Source organism: Rhizobium sp. YIM 134829 (assembly GCF_046546455.1).
In genome coordinates, this window is the sequence record NZ_JBKHKI010000002.1 from 233005 (window position 1) to 252534 (window position 19530).

Here is a 19530-nt window from a genome sequence, read left to right on the forward strand (position 1 = left end):
CATAGATAGAGAGAAAGGGAGCCGCGTGGCTCCCTTTCGTCATTCCGGACCGATCGCAGTCAAGATATTCGCTGAAGAGCGACGTGCCGCCGCCCTATTGCCCCACGGTCGTCGCCACCGTGCCGCCGGCGGTTCGGCCGAGCTGTTGGAGCTGGTCGTCGAGCGTCTCCCGGGTCGCGGGGTCGAAGATGGCGATGGGGGTGCTGACGGCGACGCTGGCGGCGCTGCCGACCGTTTGCGCCGTTCCGAGCGCCACGGCGCCAACCCGCTGGCCGAGGCCGATCTCGGAATCGGTAACCGTCTGGCCGGCGATCAGCCGGTTGCCGAGCAGTTTCACCACTTCCGGGCTCTCGGCGAACTTGCCGTGGTTGAGGCGATCGCCGGTCTGCAGCGCGGTCAGATCGAGCACGGTGATGCCCGCCTTTTCCAGTTCGCTCTTGTAGGGCTCCTCGTTCGGATTGATCTGGCCGAGGCGCTCGACATTGCCGGCGATGCGCCGCGAGATCAGCAGGGCCCGGTCGTCCTGCGAGACGAAGAGGGTGAATTTGGGTTTCTTCTTCCCCATCGCTTCGAACTGGGTGCGGAAGACATCGACGTCGAGATCCGGCGAAGCGAGAATGACATTGGTGATCTTCGGCGCCACCCGGCCGTCGCGGATCGCCATCTGGCGCAGCGCCTCGACGGTCAGCCAGGAGCCCATGGAATGGGCCATGACCGTGACATCGGAGACGCGCGGATCCTTCGCCGCCCGGCGCAACAGCTCCTCCAGCGCATCGCGGGAATAGTTGGTGCTTTCCTTGTCGTAATTATAGTCGAAAATGCTGCCGCGCGAAGGCCAGGTGAAGATCATCGGCGCGACGTCGGCGCGGCTGTCATGGACGATCTGCGCGAAGCGATAGACGGCATCCTCGTAGCGATTGTTGAAGCCGTGCACGAAGATCAGGAGGCGGCGGCTCTTCGGCAGGGACTCGTCCAGCCAGCTCTCGACCTCGCGCCGCTCGAGCAGCGGCGAGACCGAGACGGTCGAGAATTCGCGCTCGGGATTGGGCGGCAGCTTCTTCGGCCACTGCACCTGGCCGACCTTGCGGTTTTTATCCGGCGGAATGGAAACGACGATCTCGGCGGCCGTCATCTTGGTCGCCCGCTCTCCGCCAAAGAGAATGCCGGGATCCTTGGATGGCGCGCGGGTGGTGGCCACCAGCATATCGACCTTGGTGGCGCCGGGCGCGCTGCCAGTCGGGACGAGAACGCCCTGCGGCCGGCCGGCACAGGAAGCGAGAAGCAGGGCCATGGCGAGCGCCGTCGCCAAGGTGGGCTTGCGCCGGGGCAAGGAGGGTGCGGGAAAACCCCGCTTCTCGGTCGTCATGACGCAATCCTGTCCTGCTGCGGGCGCGCGAAGGCGCCGCGCCTGTGGGCGAAGATGTGCCAGATTTGCCCTGCTGGCGAAACGCGTTTCTCCGCCGAGGCCGGATTGGCCACTTCAGCGTGCCCCGATTGCAACGGTGGACATTGGGTCGACACCGGCTTGCGCTGCGACGCAGCATGACTAGTATCCGTTACCGGACGATGACGTAAGCCCGTTTAGGCTGCGTAAGCAGGCATGGAAGTGACAGCGATGGAAGCAGTGTTCGACGGCCATAACGACGTGCTGCTTCGTCTCTGGCATACGGTGAAAACCGGCGGCGATCCGATCGCCGAATTCATTAACGGCACGGCAGCCGGCCATATCGACGTGCCGCGGGCACGCCGCGGCGGCCTCGCCGGCGGTCTCTGCGCCATCTATATTCCCTCGGGCGACCTCGTCCTGCGCGAGCCGGACGAGAAGGGTCATTATATCACGCCGATGGCCGCGCCGCTCGAGCGCCAGCCTTCGCTCGACATCGCGCTCGAATTTACCGCGATCGCCCTGAAGCTGGAGCGGGCCGGCGCCTGGCGTCTCTGCCGCTCGACGGCGGAGATCCGCCGTGCGATGGAGGACCAGGTCTTTGCCGCCGTTCTGCATATGGAAGGCTGCGAAGCGATCGACGGCAATCTCGATGCACTCGAAACCTTCCACGCCGCCGGCTTGCGCTCGCTCGGGCCGGTCTGGAGCCGTCACAATCTCTTCGGCCATGGCGTGCCCTTCGCCTATCCGATGGACCCCGACACCGGCCCCGGTTTGACCCGTGCCGGCGTGGCGCTGGTCAAGGCCTGCGACAGCCTCGGCATTCTGATCGATCTCGCCCATATCACCGAGCAGGGCTTCTGGGACGTGGCGAAGGCGAGCACGAAACCGCTGGTCGCCAGCCACTCCAACGCCCATGCGCTGACCCCCGTGGCCCGCAACCTGACCGACAAGCAGCTGGACGCGATCCGCGAACGGCGCGGCCTCGTCGGCCTCAATTACGCGACCACCATGCTGCGCGCCGACGGGCTGGAGAATGCCGACACGCCGCTCTCCGACATGGTTCGCCATCTCGATCACCTTGTCGAGCGCGTCGGCATCGACTGCGTGGCGCTCGGCTCCGACTTCGACGGCGCCACGATCCCGCAAGCTATCGGTGATGCATCCGGCAATCAGAACCTCGTTGCCGCCCTCCGGGACGCCGGATATGGTGAGTCGGAACTAACCAAAATATGCCGGGAAAACTGGCTTAGAATCCTTGCCGAAGCCTGGCACGAAGCCGGCTGATGCAAGCGTGACAAAAAGGGCCACAAGGCCTCTCAACAGGGAACAGACGACATGATGCGTTTCACCAAGACCCCATTCCGCCGCCTTGCCGCCGGCGTCGCCATGGCGATGATGCTGTCGGCCGGTGCGCCCGCCGCCTATGCCGCGCCGCCGGCCGATACGCTGGTCCAGGCCTGGGCGATCGACGACATCATCTCGCTCGATCCGGGCGAAGCCTTCGAGATCTCCACCGCCGAGATCACCGCCAACACCTATAACCTGCTGGTCCGCCTCGATCTCGCCGATACGTCCAAGGTCAAGGGCGACCTGGCCGAGAGCTGGACGGTGTCCGACGACGGGCTCACCTATACCTTCAAGCTTAAGTCCGGCATGACCTTCGCCTCCGGCAACCCGATCACCGCCGAAGACGTCGCCTGGTCGATCGAGCGCGTCATCAAGATGGACAAGAGCCCGGCCTTCATCCTGACCCAGTTCGGCTTGAACGGCGACAACGTCACCGAGAAGGCCAAGGCCGTCGATCCGACCACCTTCACCTTGACGGTCGACAAGGCCTATGCGCCGAGCTTCGTGCTCAACTGCCTGACCGCCACCGTTGGCTCCATCGTCGACAAGAAGCTGGTGCTTGAACATGTCGCCGCCGTCACGCCGAGTGCGGAGTACAAGTGGGACAACGACTTCGGCAATGGCTGGCTGAAGACCAACTTTGCCGGCTCCGGCCCCTTCAAGCTGCGCGAATGGCGCGCCAATGAAGTGGTCGTGCTGGAACGCAACGACAATTATTTCGGCGAGAAGCCGAAGCTCGCCCGCGTCATCTATCGCCATCTGAAGGAAAGCTCCGGCCAGCGCCTGGCGCTCGAGAACGGCGACATCGACATCGCCCGCAATCTCGATCCGGGCGATCTCGACGCCGTCGCCAAGAACGACCAGATTACGCAGGATGCGGCCCCCAAGGGCACGGTCTTCTATTTCAGCCTGAACCAGAAGAACCCGAACCTCGCCAAGCCCGAGGTGGTCGAGGCGTTCAAATATCTGGTCGATTATAGCGGCATCGGCGCGACGCTGATCAAGGGCATCGGCGAGGTGCACCAGACCTTCCTGCCAAAGGGCGTGCTCGGCGAACTTGACGAGAACCCCTATAAGTTCGACGTCGCCAAGGCAAAGGAGCTGCTGGCCAAGGCTGGCCTGCCGGATGGCTTCTCGGTCACCATGGATGTGCGCAACAACGAACCGACCACCGGCATTGCCCAGTCGATCCAGCAGACTGCGGCCCAGGCCGGCATCAAGATCGAGATCATTCCGGGTGATGGCAAGCAGACGCTGACCAAGTTCCGCGCCCGCACTCATGACATCTATATCGGCATCTGGGGCCAGGACTACTTCGACCCGAACTCGAATGCCGAGACCTTCACCATCAATTACGACAATTCCGACGAGGGCAAGAACAAGACGCTCGCCTGGCGCAATGCCTGGGACGTGCCGGACCTGACCGAACAGACCAAGGCCGCTCTTCTCGAAAAGGACCCGACCAAGCGCGCCGACATCTACAAGGGCCTGCAGAAGGCGGTGCTGGAGCGTGGTCCCTTCGTGCTCGTCTATCAGGTGACGGAAGTGGCCGGCCTCAACAAGGCAGTCAAGGGCTTCAAGCTCGGCCCGAGCTTCGACAATACCTTCCTCGAAGGGGTTTCGAAGGACTGATCGGGGCGAGCGCGTGACCCTTCCCGAAACCTCGCAGATGGTGGCCGGGCGCTCGCGCAGCGCCCGCGCCCGCGGCGGAGCGGCCATGTTCGGCCGCTTCCTCATCGTCGTTGCCACCACCTATTTCGGCCTGCTCGCCGTCACCTTCTTCATTGGCCGGGTGATCCCCATTGACCCGGTTCTCGCCGTCACCGGCGACCGGGCGTCCGCCAGCGTGGTCGAGCGCGTGCGGATCGAGATGGGCCTCAATCTGCCGCTCTACCAGCAATTCTACCGCTATCTCCTCGATGCGCTGCAGGGCAATTTCGGCAATTCGGTGCTGACCACCAATCCGGTGATGACCGATATCCGCCGCGTGCTGCCGGCCACCTTCGAGCTCGCCACGGTCGGCACGCTGATCGGCAGCCTGCTCGGCGTGCCGCTGGGCGTTCTCGCAGCCGTCAAGCGTGGCAGCCTGATCGACCAGGCGGTGCGCGTCGTCGGTCTTGTCGGCTATTCCATGCCGATCTTCTGGCTGGGGCTGCTCGCCCTCCTCCTCTTCTATGCCAAGCTGCAATGGGTGGCTTTTCCCGGCCGCATCGATGTCGTCTACGAATATTCCTTCACGCCGACGACCGGGCTTTTCCTGCTCGATTCCGCCTGGCAGGGGCAGTGGGACGTCTTCCGCGACGTCTTCCGCCATCTCATCCTGCCGGCAAGCCTGCTCGGCTATGTCTCGCTTGCCTATATCAGCCGCATGACCCGCTCCTTCATGCTCAACGAGCTGGCTCAGGAATATGTGGTGGCCGCGCGGGCCAAGGGCCTGTCGGAGACACGCATCATCTGGGGCCATGCGTTGCGCAATGCCGCCGTGCCGCTCGTCACCGTGATCGCGCTCTCCTATGCAAGCCTGCTCGAAGGGTCGGTGCTGACGGAGACCGTGTTCTCCTGGCCCGGCATCGGCCTCTACATTACCAATTCGCTGCAGAATGCCGACATGAACGCCGTGCTTGGCGGCACCATCGTCATCGGCTCGATCTTCATCGCCATCAACATCCTGTCCGACCTGCTCTACCGGACGCTCGATCCGAGGACCCGCGCGCGATGACCGACCTCTCCCCTGCCCGCCCCTTGAGCCGCCGCGAGTGGCTGCTGAGCGACCGGCCGGATTCCCGCCTGCAGGCAAGGCTCGGCCGCGCCTACATGGGCTGGCGTCGCTTTTCCGCCAATCCGCTGGCGGTAATCGGCCTCGCCATCCTGATTCTGCTCGTGCTGGTGGCGATCTTTGCCGACGTCGTGGCGCCTCATTCCCCGATCACCGGCGACCTCACCGCGACGCGGCTCCTGCCGCCGGGCTCGCCCGGCTATCTGCTCGGCACGGATGACCAGGGCCGCGATATCCTCTCCCGCCTCCTTCATGGTTCGCGGCTGACGCTGCTCGTCATCATCCTGGTGGCGGTCATCGCCGCGCCGATCGGGCTCCTGGTCGGCGCCGTCGCCGGCTATGCGGGCGGATGGGTGGATGCGGTGCTGATGCGCATCACCGACATCTTCCTCGCCTTTCCGAAGCTCGTCCTGGCGCTCGCCTTCGTCGCCGCCATGGGGCCCGGCATCGAGAACGCCATTCTCGCCATCGCCATCACATCCTGGCCGCCCTATGCCCGCATCGCCCGGGCCGAGACGCTGGCGGTGCGCCATGCCGACTATATCTCGGCCGTGCGGCTGATGGGCGCTTCGCCCTTCCGCATCGTGCTGCGCCATGTCATGCCCATGTGCCTCTCCTCGCTGATCGTGCGTGTGACGCTGGATATGGCGGGTATTATCCTGACCGCCGCGGGTCTCGGCTTTCTCGGCCTCGGCGCGCAGCCGCCCCTGCCGGAATGGGGCGCGATGATTGCCTCCGGCCGCCGCTTCATTCTCGACCAGTGGTGGGTTGCCACCATGCCGGGCGTCGCGATCCTGCTCGTCAGCCTCGCCTTCAACCTGCTCGGCGACGGCCTGCGCGATGCGCTCGACCCGCGGGAGGCCGGCCGATGACGCCGCTTCTGACCGTCGAGGACCTGCGCGTCTCCTTCCCCACCCGCACGGGGTTGATCGAGGCCGTGCGCGGCGTCAGCTTCACGCTCGGGCGCGAGCGGCTGGGTATTGTCGGCGAAAGCGGCTCAGGCAAATCGCAGACCGGCCGCGCCATCATGGGCCTCACCCCGCCACAGGCAACGATCTCGGCAAAGACGCTGACCTTCGACGGCTTGGACCTCCTGACGGCCGGAGCCCGTGAGCGCCGGGCGCTGCGCGGCAACCGCATCGCCATGATTCTGCAGGACCCGAAATATTCGCTGAACCCGGTAATGACGATCGGCCGCCAGATCGTCGAGACGCTGCGCACGCATCGTCGCGTCTCCGGGGCCGAAGCGCGCAGCCGCGCGCTTGCCATGCTGGAGGCGGTGCAGATCCGGGAGCCGACCCGTGTCTACGACCTCTACCCGCACGAAGTCTCCGGCGGCATGGGCCAGCGGGTGATGATCGCCATGATGCTGATCGCAGAGCCGGAGCTTTTGATCGCCGACGAGCCGACTTCGGCGCTCGACGTCACCGTCCAGCTCGACGTGCTGGCCATTCTCGACCGGCTTGTGGCCGAGCGCGGCATGGGGCTGATCTTCATCAGCCATGATCTCCGGCTGGTCTCCTCCTTCTGCGACCGGGTGATCGTCATGTATGCCGGCCGAATCGTCGAGGAGATCGCCGCACGCGACCTGAAACAGGCGAAACACCCTTATACGCAGGGGCTGCTCGCCTGCATGCCGGAGATCGGCGCCGACCGCCATCCCCTGCCCGTCCTCGACCGCAAGCCGGAATGGGCCCGATGAGCACAGCTGCACTGGCCGCTGCGGCCGAACCCGCCATTTCCGCCGAGGGCATCCGCGTCGTCTATGACGGCTTCCGGGCGCTGGACGATGTCACGATCGCGGTTGGCCGCGGCGAATCCTATGGCCTCGTCGGCGAAAGCGGGTCCGGCAAGTCGACGCTGTTGCGCGCCATTGCCGGCCTGGCGCCGGTTGCAGACGGCAGGATCGTCGTCAACGGCCGGACGCTGGAAGGCGAGAGGCGCGACAAGAGCTTCTACCGCGCCGTTCAAATGGTCTTTCAGGATCCCTACGGCTCGCTGCATCCGCGCCAGACGATCGACCGGCTGCTGCAGGAGCCGCTGGCGATCCACGGCATCGGCGACGCCGAGACGCGCATCCGCCGGGCGCTGGACGAGGTCGGGCTCGGCTCCGCCTTCCGCTTCCGCTACTCGCACCAGCTCTCCGGCGGCCAGCGGCAGCGCGTGGCGATCGCCCGCGCGCTGATCGTCGAGCCGTCGATCCTGCTTCTCGACGAGCCGACCTCGGCGCTCGACGCCTCGGTGCAGGCCGAAGTGCTGAACCTGCTCGAGGCGCTGCGCCGCGACCGCGGGCTGACCTTCATCATGGTCAGCCACGACCTCGGCGTCGTCACCCACATGTGCGACCGGCTGGCCGTCATGCGCCAGGGCCGCGTCGTCGAATATCTGACGACGCCCGATCTCGTCGAGGGGCGGCTGAAAGAGGACTACACGCGCAGGCTGATGGTGGCGAGCAAGGGCTTCGTGCGCGAAACCCTGTAAGCAGAAGCCGACGGCCCGAGGATGGACGGCCTGGGTCCGAGCCAGGCCTGCGTCAGTGCACCTTATCCTGTGCAACCGGAGAAAGCGCGCTGCTCGAAGGCTGATGGACAGGCGAAGCGGCCTATTTCATCCCGGCCGCACCGATCCCGCCGGCACCGCACGCGTCGCCCCCGCCGCCCGTTTTGCGCAAGGCCGAGGCGACCAAAGAACGCGCGCGGCGCGGAGAGGCGCGGCACCACCAGCCCCGATGCTGAACAAGGAGTTCGTCCGCATGACCAACACCCCGCGCCTTGCCCTCTCCGCCCTTCTCGCCGGCGCGCTCGCCGCGACCGTCGCTCTCGCAACGCCGGCACTGGCGGCCGGTGCGGCCACCGCCATCAAGGTGGTCGAAGGCGGCGAAGGCGGCGGCCCGATGACGCTGACGCTCGAGCCCGCCACCGTGAAAGCCGGCCCGGCCGTCTTCAACGTCCACAATGATGCGGTGAGCGAGGAGCACGAGATGATCGTCGTACGCCTCAAATCCGCCGACCAGCCGATCCCGCTCGACACGGCCAAGCACCGCGTCAACGAGAAGGAGCTCAAAAGCCTCGGTGAGGTCGAAGACCTGAAGCCCGGCAAGGACGGCACGCTGAAGGCGAACCTGAAGGCCGGCACCTATCTGGTGTTCTGCAACATCAAGGGCCATTACGAAGCCGGCATGCAGAACAAGCTGACGGTGACGAAGTAAGCCGACACGGCCGCGTCGCCCCAGGGCGGCGCGGCCTTTCTCCATCCACCGCGTAAGTGTTTACAAACACTCCCCGCGCCGCCCGCCCGAGGCGCTACTTCTTCTTCGCCTGATCGTGATGCCACTTGATGGCGAAGAACATGCCCGTGCCGAGCACGATGAGCTTGAACGGGAGGAAAATGATCGGGAAGAGATCCCACATAGCGGGCGCTTTCAGGCTGTGACTGTCGTGATGACGCGCAGCGCTACCCCACCCCATCCAGACGTGCCATCCGCCATAGTGACGCAGCAGCGCAGTGTCGGCAGCGCGCGGACGGTTCGATCCGCTTCAATTTCGATGAAATGGCGCACCCGACAGGATTCGAACCTGTGACCTTTGGAATCGGAATCCAACACTCTATCCAGCTGAGCTACGGGTGCAGCGCCGGCTTGTTGCCGGGAGGATGGGGGTTCATAGCTCAGCTTCCGCTTCGCTTCAATGGGGAAGAGCGGTGCGGGGTGAGAAAGCGGGAGAATTGATGGCGGGTTTCCGTGGAGGCGGGTGAGCGTCGCCTCAACGTCGTCTGCCTTCGTCGCGATCCGACGACAGCGCCGCAGCGTAGGAGATCGGACAAGGGCGCGGGTGAATGAAGGACCGGAGGGGTCCGGCCGCTCGCCCAAGGCGGGAGGTTCGGATGGACGGGTTCGGCGGATCTTACAAGGCTTTGGTGCTCGGGGCGAGCGGGGGCATTGGCGCGGCCTTCGTGGAGGCGCTGCGAGCTGATGCGAACTGCGAGGCCGTTCTCGGCCTGTCGCGTCGCGATGACGGGCTGGAGATCACCGACGAAACATCCGTTACGGCCGCGGCCCAACGCGTCGCCGCCGAGCTCGGTCAGGTCGAGCTGGTCATTGCGGCAACCGGGGCGCTGACCATCGAAGGGCACGGGCCGGAAAAGACCATCAAGGCGATCGACCCGGCCGCCATGGCGCGGCAATTCACGGTCAATGCCATCGGTCCTGCCCTCCTCCTCAAACATATCGTGCCGCTGATGCCGACGGATCGGCGGGCGGTCTTTGCGGCGCTCTCGGCCAAGGTCGGCTCGATCGGCGACAACAAGCTCGGCGGCTGGATCTCCTATCGCTCCTCCAAGGCGGCGCTGAACCAGATCTTGCGCACGGCCTCCGTTGAGATCAGCCGGACGCATCGCCAGGCCGTGGTCGTCGCGCTGCATCCGGGCTCGGTGGTCACGCCTTTGACGCAGGGCTTCGGCAAGTCGACCGAGAAGAAGACGCCGGCCCAGTCGGTCGCGGACATGCTGGCGGTTATCGATCGACTGACGCCGGCTGAAAGCGGCAGCTTCCGCGCCTATGATGACAGCGTTTTGCCATGGTGACGAGGGCAGGCAAGGCGCATGACACCCCGGCCGACAAACGCGGGCCGGATCGCGAGACGCCGGGCGAAACGCGGGCCGGGCGGCTGATCCTGATCCTCGGCGACCAGCTCTCGCCCGAGATCAGCAGCCTGCGGGACGTCGGCAAGGGCGACACGGTTCTCCTCTGCGAGGTGATGGAGGAGGCGACCTATGTCCGTCATCACCCGAAGAAGATCGCTTTCCTCTTCTCCGCCATGCGCCACTTTGCCGAAGAGCTCCGCGCGACCGGCGTGACGGTCGATTATGTTCGCCTCGACGATCCCGAAAATGCCGGCTCGTTCACCGGCGAGGTCCAGCGCGCGGTGCGACGGTTCTCGCCGGATCGCATCATCGTCACCGAGCCCGGCGAATGGCGGGTGCTCGAGGCGATGCAGGGCTGGCAGCGGGCGCTGAACCTGCCCGTCGAGATCCGCGACGACGATCGCTTTCTCTGCTCGCGTGCCGAGTTCAGGACTTGGGCGGAAAGCCGCAAGCAGCTGCGCATGGAGTTCTTCTATCGCGACATGCGCCGCAAGACCGGGCTGCTCATGGAGGGCGAGGAGCCGGCCGGCGGGCGCTGGAATTTCGATGCGGAAAACCGCAAGCCGGCCAAGCCCGATTTGTTGACGCCGAAGCGCAAGGGCTTTGCGCCGGATGCGATCACCAAGGACGTCCTGGCGCTGGTTCAAGCCCGCTTCTCCCTCCATTTCGGAACGCTGGACGGCTTCGATTTCGCGGTGACGCGCAAGGACGCTGAAAGCCTGGTCGATCGCTTCATCGAGGATCACCTGCCGCTCTTCGGCGATCAGCAGGATGCGATGCTGACGTCGGATCGGGCGCTCAGCCACTCGCTCCTCTCCTTCTACATCAATGCCGGGCTTCTCGATCCACTGGCGATCTGCCGGCGGGTGGAGGCGGCCTATCGCAAGGGCCATGCGCCGCTCAACGCGGTGGAGGGCTTCATCCGCCAGATCATCGGCTGGCGCGAATATGTGCGTGGCGTCTATTGGCTGAAGATGCCGGACTATCGCGAGGGCAATGCGCTCGGCGCCGAGCGGCCCCTGCCTGATTTCTACTGGACCGGCGAGACGCGCATGGCCTGCATGCGCCAGGTGATCTTGGAAACGCGTGACCATGCCTATGCCCATCACATCCAGCGGCTGATGGTCACCGGCAATTTCGCCCTGCTCGCCGGCATCAAGCCGCAGGAGATCCACCAATGGTATCTGGAGGTCTATGCCGATGCCTATGAATGGGTGGAGTTGCCGAATGTGATCGGCATGAGCCAGTTCGCCGATGGTGGTTTCCTCGGCTCGAAACCCTATGCGGCGGGAGGCAACTACATCAACCGCATGTCGGATTATTGCGGCGGCTGTTCCTATGACGTGAAGAAGAAGACCGGCCCTGACGCCTGCCCCTTCAACGCGCTCTACTGGGATTTCCTCGCCCGCCACGAGGCGCTGCTCAAGGACAACCGCCGGCTCGGGCCCGTCTATTCGACCTGGAACAAGATGAGCGACGGCCAGAGAAAAAGCTATAGAGACAGCGCCAAGGCCTTTCTGGCGGAGGTGGACGCCCTGCCGAAGACCTATTGAGGCCGGCTGCCCCGCGCCGTTCCCGATGCGGGGCCTCGATCGTCAGACGGCCATTTCGCGCCGTTCGCGCTCGGTCTCGATCGCGAGGTCCAACACCTTCTGCAGGTCGGCCGCGTGGCTGAAGCCGGGCTCGGCGGTCTTGCCGATCTTGATGGCGTCGATGAAGCGCTGGTAATTGGTGAAGACCGTGCCCGGGTCCACCTGGCGCCAGACGCCCTTCTCCACATCCTCGCCAACGCAGACGCTCAGGATCGACTGGTCCGGCATGTGGATCACTTCGATCGCCCCCTTGTCGCCATGCATGCGCAGGCGCAGCTCGTTCAGGTGGCCGACGGCCCAACGGCTGGCATGGATGACGCCCATCGCGCCATTGGTAAACTCGGCCGACATGGTGAAACTGTCATTGGCGTCGAGATCATATTCGCCGATGCGGTTGCCCGGGACCTTCTCGAAGGTCTTCAGCCGCGCGAAGACATGGCCGATCTCGGTCGCCGCGCCATAGCCGGCAAAGTCGAGAATATGAATGCCGACGTCACCGAGCACGCCGTTCGAGCCATGCTTGGTGGACAGCCGCCAGAGCCATTGCGATTCGGTCGCCCAGTCGCCCCAGGCCTTGGAAACCAGCCAGCTCTGCAGGTAGGAGGCCTCGATATGGCGCACCGTGCCGATCTCGCCACCGATCACCATCTGTCGGGCCTTCTGCACGGCGGCGACATTGCGATAGGTCAGGTTCACCATGGTGACGAGGCCGGACTGTTCGGCAGCCGTCGCCATCTCGTTTGCCTTGGCGAAGCTTTCGGCCAGCGGCTTTTCGCAGAGCACGTGCTTGCCGGCGGCAAGCAGCGCCATGGTCGTCGGATAATGGATGCGGTCGGGCGTGACATTGGCCACGGCATCGAACTCGCCCCAGGCAATCGCCTCCTCGAGCGAGGTGAAGGTTTCGGCGATGTCATGGCGGAGCGCGAAGGCGCGCACCCGCGCCAGATCGACATCCACCGCCGCCACCAGCTTGGCGTCGGAGATGGTCGCGAAGTTCATGGCATGGGTATTGGCCATGCCGCCGGTGCCAAGAATGAGGATCCGGATGGGCTGCATCACTTGTAGCCTTCTTCGCCGGCCTGATGCAGCTTCGGGCCGCGCTCGACGATCGGCTCCAGCGCGCTCTCCACCGGCACGTTCGGCGCATCGTGGATCGCCGCATAGGTGCCCTGCGGATTGTAGGCCCAGCGTACCGCATTCTGAAGCACGCGGTGAACATTGGCGTCGTGATAGGTCGGGTAGGTCTCGTGGCCGGGGCGGAAATAGAAGATGTTGCCGGCGCCGCGCCGCCAGGTCAGGCCGGAGCGGAACACCTCGCCGCCGGCAAACCAGGAGATGAACACGGTCTCGAGCGGCTCCGGCACGGAGAACTGCTCGCCATACATTTCCTCGTTCTCGAGCACGAAATTCTCGCTCAGGCCCTCGGCAATCGGGTGACGCGGATTGATGACCCAGACGCGCTCGCGCTCGCCGGCCTCGCGCCATTTGAGCGCGCAGGGCGTGCCCATCAGCCGCTTGAAGGGCTTGGCGAAATGGCCGGAGTGGAGGACGATCAGGCCCATCCCCTCCCAGACGCGCTTGGCGACGCGCTCGACGATCTCGTCATCGACGGCGCCGTGGTCCTTGTGGCCCCACCAAAGCAGCACGTCGGTCTTGGCCAGCCGCTCGACGGAGAGGCCGTGCTCCGGCTCCTGCAGCGTCGCGGTCGTCGCTTCGATGCGCGGATCGGCATTCAAGGCCGCTGCGATCGTCGTGTGCATGCCATTCGGATAGATCTCCCGAACGACCGCGTTGGTCTGCTCGTGAATGTTCTCGCCCCAGACGACCGCCTGAATGGACATGATGTGCTCCGTCGACATGAAAGGAATGAGGAAGGTAAGCCCGAAAGGGCGGCATTTTCATGAAAGGCTGTTTGCAAAGCACCGGCTTAAAGCGCTTGCAGCCGCCGTCGATAGAATGAAGCCTTGAGGCTGGCAAGAGGGCTCCAAGGGCTGCCGCAGGCGCCGCGATGGCGCGTCTCAGGCGTCATGCAGAAAAAGCATCGTTTTGTGCGGGTCTCTGAAATTATCGTCCATGTCTTTCGCAATCGACTCTAGAAACATCATCCGACCCGTCGAAGCATCTGGCAAGACTCAATAAAATCTATACTCTCATGTGCAGCATCCCCGCAGGCCCTTTCGTCATTCCGCATCCACCCTCTTCGAGAAGGACAGGACAGCATGGCCGGCAAGCGTCTCATCGTGCTTCTCGACGGTACCTGGAACGACCGCGACGAGGGCGTCCACGACACCAATATCGTCCGCCTCCAGCAATGGATCGCCCGCTCGATCGAGAAGGCCCAGAGCAGGCCGCAGGCCATGCCGGAGGGCATCGAGGCGAAGATGGTGCATGGCTTCGTCAGCGACGGGCGGGAAAACATCGTCTTCTACGAAAGCGGCGTCGGCACCGATGCCTTCGACAGGCTGCGCGGCGGCCTTCTCGGCCGCGGCCTGCCGGAGAAAGTGCGCCGTGCCTACAAGTTCCTCGCCGCGAACTATGCCGAAGGCGACAGCATCTTCATCTTCGGCTTTTCCCGCGGCGCCTTCACCGCGCGGTCACTGGTCGGTTATCTCGGTGCGGCGGGCCTGCTGAAGGCGGAATATTGCACGGAGGATCTGGAGCCTCGCGCCTGGGCCTATTACCGCACCGCCCCGCAGGACAGGCTGCCCGGGACCCTGGCCGCGCTCAGCCCCTTCACCCATGATCGGTCGCGCTTCGCCGTCGACTGCATCGGCGTGTTCGACACGGTGGGCGCGCTCGGCGTGCCGCTGGAAGTCTTCAACCGGCTGAACCGCCAGACCTATGCCTTCCACAATGTCGAGATGTCGTCGATTACCCGGGTCAATCTGCATGCCATGGCGATCGACGAGCACCGCCAGCCGTTCCGCAACACGCCGTGGCGCAAGCCCAAGTTCAAGACCTATCAGACGACGACCGAGCAGGTCTGGTTCAGCGGCGCCCATGCCGATATTGGCGGCGGCTACATTCCCGAGGAGGAGCGGTCGACGCGGTTTCCCCACGCGCTCGACGACATCGCGCTCGACTGGATGGTCAAGCGCCTCGCCGCCCTTTGCCCGAACTTTCCCTGCGACCCGGACCTGATGCCGCCCCTCGACGCGCGCTGGGCGCTGGCTCGCCACCACGAGCCGCGCACCGGCAAATATCGCCTCCTTTATCCGGAGGCCTTCCGCTCGATCTCGAACTATCCGGTCGAGGGCCTCAAGGGCCGCCAGGTGGCGGTGTCGCGCGACCGGCAGGAATGGCCCATCGGCGAGATGGTGCATATTTCGGCGCTCATCCGGCTGGGGGAGATGGTGGAGGTGGAGGAGCGCGCCGCGCTCTACCAGCCGCTCAACCTGATCGCGGTCCTGCCGATCATCGCCGCCACCTATGGGGCGGCGAAACCGGATGCGGCTTTCCACGAGATCCTGGTGGTCGGCTGGGACGGCGCGCCGCTCTCAACGCACGAGCCGGAGCAATGCTCGGTCGTCCTCGACCTTATCGCCACGGCGACAGCGCGCCTCCAGCGCTGACGATCTGACCTCGTTCAATGAAAAGTCGACTTCGAGAAGAGGTTGAGCACCAGCACGCCCGCGATGATCAGGGCGAGACCGAGCATGGCCGGGCGGTCGAGCGACTGGCCGAAGACGAAGACGCCGACGGCGGAGATCAGCACGATACCGAGTCCGCTCCAGATCGCATAGGCGATGCCGACCGGAATGACCTTCAGCGTGTAGGAAAGGCAATAGAAGGCCACCGCATAGCAGAAGACCATCAGCAGGGTCGGGCCGAGGCGCGAGAAATGCTGGGCGGCCTGCATGGCCGAGGTCCCGAGAACCTCGAAGAGAATGGCAACCACCAGAAGACCGTAGAGAGCGGGCAGAGACATTGAAGCGATCCTCGCGGGAGGGTGGAAAAGCGGATCAGGACCGGGTGAGCGCCTGCAACCGGACGAGAAGGGCGTGGCGATCCTTGAGGGTGAAATGCGGGCCTCCGGAAACGTCGGCCAGCCAGAGGCCATCGGCCGCCAGCCGCACCAGCCGGCAGTTGGCCGAGGAATCCGTTTCGGCATGAGCGGCCTGCCGCGCCTCGACCCAGGCCTGCCAGCGCGCCCTCAAGGACGGATCGGCGACCAGCGCCGCACAGACCGACGACCAGCCGCTCGGCACCTCCGGCCCCTGCGCATCCAGCATGGCGATGGCGGCTAGATAGGCGCGACTGAAGCGCCCCTGCGGCTCCGAATCCTCTGCCATCGCGGCGTCGATTACGGCATCGAGCCGGGTCAGCAGATCGTCCAGCAGGCTTTCGACCAGGGCCGCTTTGGCCGGGAAATGATGCAGCAGCCCGCCCTTGCTGACCCCGGCACGCCTGGCGACCGCCTCCAGCGTCAGCGGCGCAATGCCCTGCTCCTGCACGAGATCGGCCGCCGCCGCCAGCACATGCCGGCGCACGCCGTCCGGATCCTTGGTTCGTCTGACACGCTCGCTCATAGGCACTCACATAAAACCGTCCAGACGGTTTGTAAAGTGGGGGCGCAGTGTCGCAGGCGAGGCGGCTGTCTGCTTTGCCGTGGCGGCCGGCGGACAATGGCGCTATGGCTGAACCATGAGGACAACAGACGGGCAGACGGGCCATGGAAGTGCTCCAGACGACAACCCTCTATGATGCGATCGGCGGCGAGGCGACGGTCCGCCGTCTGGTGCAGCGGTTCTATGTCATCATGGACACCGCGCCCGAGGCAGCCGCCTGCCGCGCCGTGCATCCCCCGGATCTCGCCGGCAGCGAGGCCAAGCTTTATGACTATTTCACCGGCTGGCTCGGTGGCCCGCCGCTTTATACCAGCAAGCATGGTCACCCCATGCTGCGCCGACGCCACTTTGCCGCGCGCATCGGCCAAGAGGAAATCGAGGGCTGGATCTTCTGCTTCGACCGGGCGCTGGAGGAAGCCGTGCCCCATCCCCGCCTGCGCGAGCTCATCCGCGAGCCGATCCTGAAGCTCGCCCATCATATGCACAATGCCGAAGGCTGAACGCATGCCCCTTACCCGCCTGCCCGCCCTCTTCATCCTCGTAAGCGGGCTCTTCGGCCTTGCCGGCGTGGCGCTGGCCGCGGCCGCGGCGCACGGAACGGACGCTCGGCTGCTCGGTGGCGCTTCCGCCATGTGCCTTGCCCATGCCCCGGCGCTGATCGGCCTGGCGCTCGCCTGTGACAGGCTGCGATTGGCATGGCTTGCCGGGACCGCTCTGGCGTTGGGAACCTCCGTCTTTGCCGGCGATCTCGTCCTCCGCCATTTTTCCGGCCACGGCTTGTTCCCGATGTCGGCACCGACCGGCGGCGTGCTGATGATGGCCGGCTGGCTGATTACGGCCTTAGGCGGCGTTCTGGCGCTGCTTGACGCGCGGGACTGAGCGGATCAGCCGATACTGCGATCCGGCGGGACCAGAAGCGCGGCAACATCCTCCCTCTTCCGCCGGATGGGAAACGACAGAAGCTCGGCCGCGCAAGGCCGGCTCAGCCGTCCCCGGCGCGGGCTGAACGGCAGAACTGTGCCGCCAAGCACGGGCGGCAGGGCAGCGCGCGCAAGGAGCTCGGCCTCTTCACCGGCACCGACCAAGCCGAGCAGCGATGGCGTCTGACGGAAGGACATCGGGAGAGGATCGTCTCTTGTCGGCGGTTCAGTTCGAGCGGGAGCGGCTGGTCTTGATGTCCTGCAGCGCCCGCTCCAGGCTCGACTTGCTGCCATTGCGCAGCGGCACAAAGGCCTTGCCGAACTTCTTGCAGCCGGTCTTCACCCGCAGGCAGGCATCATGGCTGATGCAGTCGATCGGGCAGAAGACGCAATCGACCGAGGGAAGCACATTGTCAATGCGTGAGACCGCCTCACGCAGCCCCCCATCATGATGCAGAAGTTCCGCGCCAAAGGTGCTGGCGATCTGCCGGAGATGGGCGACCTGGCAGTCGCGCCCGCCGACATAGAGAAAGCTGCGCCCCTGCAAACCGTCGCCGGACGAGATCGACGCCTGGGCCTCCACGGCCACGCCCTGGGCCGGCCCGCCTCTGCTCTTCTGCTTGGATCGATTCTGGCGCTTGTCGCCCATGCTGACGGTCTCCGGCTTCATCGCGGTGCGGGCTCTCGCCCTGGGATCTCAGCGAAGCCTAATCGACTTCTCGGAGGGGAACAAGAAAAACATGACTCAAATTCTCATATTAAAACTCAGCACTCCGGCTTGGCCGGCATGTCCGGCGCTCAGCGAAACCGGATGGGCATGGTGAAGGTCCAGGTCGGCCGGGAGTAGCCGGCCGGAAACTTGGGGAAAGACAGGCCCTGGATGCCGCTGACGATGGCAGCGTCGAGATCGGGCGAGCCTGTGCTGCGCGTCAGGCGGACGGCCGTCGCGCCGCCGCTGCGGGTCACGGCGAAGGCGACCAGCGTGCTGCCATTGAGGCCGGTCCGGTTCTTGCGGGCCAGACGGTTTGCCAGCCGGTTCACCCGATCCTGGACCTTGCCCTTGTAGTTGGATTCGGCGGCACTGCCGAGGGGTGCCTGAGTTCTGCCCTCCCCGACGCTGCTCGCAGCGGAGCGGCCGTTGTCCGCGCCGTCCGCACTCCCGCGGATGCTCGCCGTTTCACTTTGCCCCGCCGCCCCGCGCTTGCGGCGCTGTGGCGCAGGCGTGTCCTTGGGTTCCGGCTTCGGCTCGGCCACCCTCTTCGGCTTCGGCTGCTCCTCGACCACCTTTGGCGGCTCGGGACGCGGAAGCGGCACGACCTCGGCCGGCGGCAGAGCGGCGACGATCTCCGGCTCGTCCGCCACGACCGGCGGGCTCTCCTCAGCGGGCAGGATCACGTCCGCCTCGCTGGGCGCCACGTCGGTCATCGATGATTCTGGCAGAGGGTCCACGTTCTCCGGCTGGATGTCGGCGGTCGGCATCTCGGGCGTGACAATCGGATCCTCGGGCGTGACGGCAGCCGTTTCCGCCTCGATCGGCTGCAGCGCGTTCGTCTCCTCCTCGATCGGGGTCACGGCCTCCTCGCCGTCGGGTGTCCCCGCCTCGATCGTGTCCTCGAAGGAATTGCCGAGAAGAGCCACCTCGAACGGTGCAGCGCCGGCGATCATCGACGCCTCCTCCCGCGGCAGCAGCAGCACCGCAGCCCCGGCATGCGCCGCCAGCGAGAAGAGGATCGCCATCGTCCATTTCACGGTTCTGCGCATGCTGGCCTTCCATCCGTTCCGTCCGCGTCGTCGCGCGACGCCATTCAGCCCTTGAGCGCGATGGCGGCCTTGGAGCCCGTCTGCAGGCCGCGCATGCAGGCGGCCTTCTCGATCCCCTCGCCGCTGCAGACCGGCGCGTCATTGATCAACAGGCTGCCCAGCGCTTCGCATTGAGTACCCGGCAGATCGAACTGGCGGACCTTGGTCTTGCCGGCTGGCAGGTCGCGAAAATCAAGCGTCGCCATCCGCTCCACCCGCCCCTTCGGGTCGAACAGCACGAATTCGAACGAGACCTTGGTGAGCGAGGCGGAAAGCGCGTTGCCAGCGACGAAGGTCAGCTTGCAGCCGCGCTCGGAGGCGGCAAGCGCATTGAGTTCGACAGTCAGCCCCTGCGCGACCTCCGCGGCGGGGGCGACCGTCTCGGCCCATGCGGCAGAACTGCCGAAACACGCGGCGAGGACGAGGGCGAGCGGCAGGCGGGCGGGGGTCATCGGGTCGATCTCCGTCATGGGACAGGCGCCATTCGGCGCGGGCAGTT

Annotated in this window: 21 protein-coding genes and 1 tRNA gene; 12 read left to right on the forward strand and 10 right to left on the reverse strand. The window is 65.4% G+C overall.

Annotation, left to right across the window (positions count from 1 at the left end; genetic code table 11):
* Nucleotides 1-94: 94 nt before the first annotated feature.
* Nucleotides 95-1366 carry an alpha/beta hydrolase gene (locus ACLE20_RS06000; protein ID WP_410939354.1) on the reverse strand — a complete coding sequence of 424 codons (1272 nt, stop codon included), beginning with the start codon at nucleotides 1364-1366 and terminating at the stop codon, nucleotides 95-97.
* Between the two features lie 249 nt (nucleotides 1367-1615).
* Between ACLE20_RS06000 and ACLE20_RS06005 the strand changes: the two genes are divergently transcribed.
* The 7 genes from ACLE20_RS06005 (at nucleotide 1616) to ACLE20_RS06035 (ending at nucleotide 8718) form a co-directional block, all read left to right on the forward strand.
* Nucleotides 1616-2671: a dipeptidase gene (locus ACLE20_RS06005; protein WP_410939355.1), complete on the forward strand. Its 1056-nt coding sequence runs from the start codon at nucleotides 1616-1618 to the stop codon at nucleotides 2669-2671.
* A gap of 51 nt (nucleotides 2672-2722) precedes the next feature.
* A complete protein-coding gene (locus ACLE20_RS06010; RefSeq protein ID WP_410939356.1) occupies nucleotides 2723-4366 on the forward strand; it encodes an ABC transporter substrate-binding protein in 1644 nt (547 codons plus the stop codon).
* Between the two features lie 37 nt (nucleotides 4367-4403).
* Complete coding sequence (locus ACLE20_RS06015) at nucleotides 4404-5453, forward strand: ABC transporter permease (RefSeq protein ID WP_410939513.1); 1050 nt, start codon at nucleotides 4404-4406, stop codon at nucleotides 5451-5453.
* The gene (locus tag ACLE20_RS06020) at nucleotides 5450-6382 is read left to right on the forward strand and encodes an ABC transporter permease (protein WP_410939357.1); all 933 of its coding nucleotides are present in this window, start codon (nucleotides 5450-5452) and stop codon (nucleotides 6380-6382) included. Before ACLE20_RS06015 ends, ACLE20_RS06020 begins: the two co-directional genes overlap by 4 nt.
* Complete coding sequence (locus ACLE20_RS06025; RefSeq protein WP_410939358.1) at nucleotides 6379-7212, forward strand: ABC transporter ATP-binding protein; 834 nt, start codon at nucleotides 6379-6381, stop codon at nucleotides 7210-7212. The genes ACLE20_RS06020 and ACLE20_RS06025 overlap by 4 nt, the downstream gene beginning before the upstream one ends.
* Nucleotides 7209-7991, forward strand: coding sequence for an ABC transporter ATP-binding protein (locus ACLE20_RS06030; protein ID WP_410939359.1), 783 nt, complete (start codon nucleotides 7209-7211; stop codon nucleotides 7989-7991). The genes ACLE20_RS06025 and ACLE20_RS06030 overlap by 4 nt, the downstream gene beginning before the upstream one ends.
* A gap of 271 nt (nucleotides 7992-8262) precedes the next feature.
* Nucleotides 8263-8718: a plastocyanin/azurin family copper-binding protein gene (locus tag ACLE20_RS06035; protein WP_410939360.1), complete on the forward strand. Its 456-nt coding sequence runs from the start codon at nucleotides 8263-8265 to the stop codon at nucleotides 8716-8718.
* Between the two features lie 94 nt (nucleotides 8719-8812).
* Here ACLE20_RS06035 and ACLE20_RS06040 read toward each other — a convergent pair whose 3' ends face one another.
* Together ACLE20_RS06040 and ACLE20_RS06045 are read right to left on the reverse strand one after the other, a co-directional pair.
* Nucleotides 8813-8977, reverse strand: coding sequence for a hypothetical protein (locus tag ACLE20_RS06040; protein WP_410939528.1), 165 nt, complete (start codon nucleotides 8975-8977; stop codon nucleotides 8813-8815).
* Between the two features lie 84 nt (nucleotides 8978-9061).
* Nucleotides 9062-9138 (reverse strand) — tRNA-Arg (locus ACLE20_RS06045).
* Between the two features lie 254 nt (nucleotides 9139-9392).
* Here ACLE20_RS06045 and ACLE20_RS06050 point away from each other — a divergent pair.
* Both ACLE20_RS06050 and ACLE20_RS06055 read left to right on the forward strand, forming a co-directional pair.
* Nucleotides 9393-10091 carry an SDR family NAD(P)-dependent oxidoreductase gene (locus ACLE20_RS06050; RefSeq protein WP_410939361.1) on the forward strand — a complete coding sequence of 233 codons (699 nt, stop codon included), beginning with the start codon at nucleotides 9393-9395 and terminating at the stop codon, nucleotides 10089-10091.
* A complete protein-coding gene (locus ACLE20_RS06055) occupies nucleotides 10085-11704 on the forward strand; it encodes a cryptochrome/photolyase family protein (RefSeq protein WP_410939362.1) in 1620 nt (539 codons plus the stop codon). Before ACLE20_RS06050 ends, ACLE20_RS06055 begins: the two co-directional genes overlap by 7 nt.
* A 42-nt stretch (nucleotides 11705-11746) precedes the next feature.
* On the opposite strand, the gene ACLE20_RS06060 is transcribed toward ACLE20_RS06055, so the two are convergent.
* Together ACLE20_RS06060 and ACLE20_RS06065 are read right to left on the reverse strand one after the other, a co-directional pair.
* Nucleotides 11747-12790 carry a Gfo/Idh/MocA family protein gene (locus ACLE20_RS06060; protein WP_410939514.1) on the reverse strand — a complete coding sequence of 348 codons (1044 nt, stop codon included), beginning with the start codon at nucleotides 12788-12790 and terminating at the stop codon, nucleotides 11747-11749.
* Between the two features lie 8 nt (nucleotides 12791-12798).
* Nucleotides 12799-13584, reverse strand: coding sequence for a ThuA domain-containing protein (locus ACLE20_RS06065; RefSeq protein WP_410939363.1), 786 nt, complete (start codon nucleotides 13582-13584; stop codon nucleotides 12799-12801).
* Between the two features lie 378 nt (nucleotides 13585-13962).
* Here ACLE20_RS06065 and ACLE20_RS06070 point away from each other — a divergent pair, with 378 nt between their 5' ends.
* Nucleotides 13963-15315: a T6SS phospholipase effector Tle1-like catalytic domain-containing protein gene (locus ACLE20_RS06070; RefSeq protein WP_410939364.1), complete on the forward strand. Its 1353-nt coding sequence runs from the start codon at nucleotides 13963-13965 to the stop codon at nucleotides 15313-15315.
* Between the two features lie 14 nt (nucleotides 15316-15329).
* Here ACLE20_RS06070 and ACLE20_RS06075 read toward each other — a convergent pair whose 3' ends face one another.
* Together ACLE20_RS06075 and ACLE20_RS06080 are read right to left on the reverse strand one after the other, a co-directional pair.
* Nucleotides 15330-15671, reverse strand: a complete 342-nt coding sequence (locus ACLE20_RS06075; protein WP_410939365.1) for a DMT family transporter — start codon at nucleotides 15669-15671, stop codon at nucleotides 15330-15332.
* A gap of 34 nt (nucleotides 15672-15705) precedes the next feature.
* Nucleotides 15706-16272 carry a TetR/AcrR family transcriptional regulator gene (locus tag ACLE20_RS06080; protein WP_410939366.1) on the reverse strand — a complete coding sequence of 189 codons (567 nt, stop codon included), beginning with the start codon at nucleotides 16270-16272 and terminating at the stop codon, nucleotides 15706-15708.
* Nucleotides 16273-16415: 143 nt separating this feature from the next.
* On the opposite strand from ACLE20_RS06080, the gene ACLE20_RS06085 reads away from it, so the two are divergent.
* Together ACLE20_RS06085 and ACLE20_RS06090 are read left to right on the forward strand one after the other, a co-directional pair.
* The gene (locus tag ACLE20_RS06085) at nucleotides 16416-16811 is read left to right on the forward strand and encodes a globin (protein ID WP_410939367.1); all 396 of its coding nucleotides are present in this window, start codon (nucleotides 16416-16418) and stop codon (nucleotides 16809-16811) included.
* A 4-nt stretch (nucleotides 16812-16815) separates the two neighbouring features.
* Complete coding sequence (locus tag ACLE20_RS06090) at nucleotides 16816-17190, forward strand: DUF423 domain-containing protein (RefSeq protein WP_410939368.1); 375 nt, start codon at nucleotides 16816-16818, stop codon at nucleotides 17188-17190.
* 267 nt (nucleotides 17191-17457) lie between these two features.
* Here ACLE20_RS06090 and ACLE20_RS06095 read toward each other — a convergent pair whose 3' ends face one another.
* From ACLE20_RS06095 to ACLE20_RS06105, 3 genes are all read right to left on the reverse strand, one after another.
* Complete coding sequence (locus ACLE20_RS06095; RefSeq protein WP_410939369.1) at nucleotides 17458-17901, reverse strand: DUF2325 domain-containing protein; 444 nt, start codon at nucleotides 17899-17901, stop codon at nucleotides 17458-17460.
* Between the two features lie 128 nt (nucleotides 17902-18029).
* On the reverse strand, nucleotides 18030-18992 hold the full coding sequence (locus tag ACLE20_RS06100) for a TonB family protein (RefSeq protein WP_410939370.1): 963 nt from the start codon (nucleotides 18990-18992) through the stop codon (nucleotides 18030-18032).
* Nucleotides 18993-19036: 44 nt separating this feature from the next.
* Nucleotides 19037-19501 carry a hypothetical protein gene (locus ACLE20_RS06105; protein WP_410939371.1) on the reverse strand — a complete coding sequence of 155 codons (465 nt, stop codon included), beginning with the start codon at nucleotides 19499-19501 and terminating at the stop codon, nucleotides 19037-19039.
* Between the last annotated feature and the right edge of the window lie 29 nt (nucleotides 19502-19530).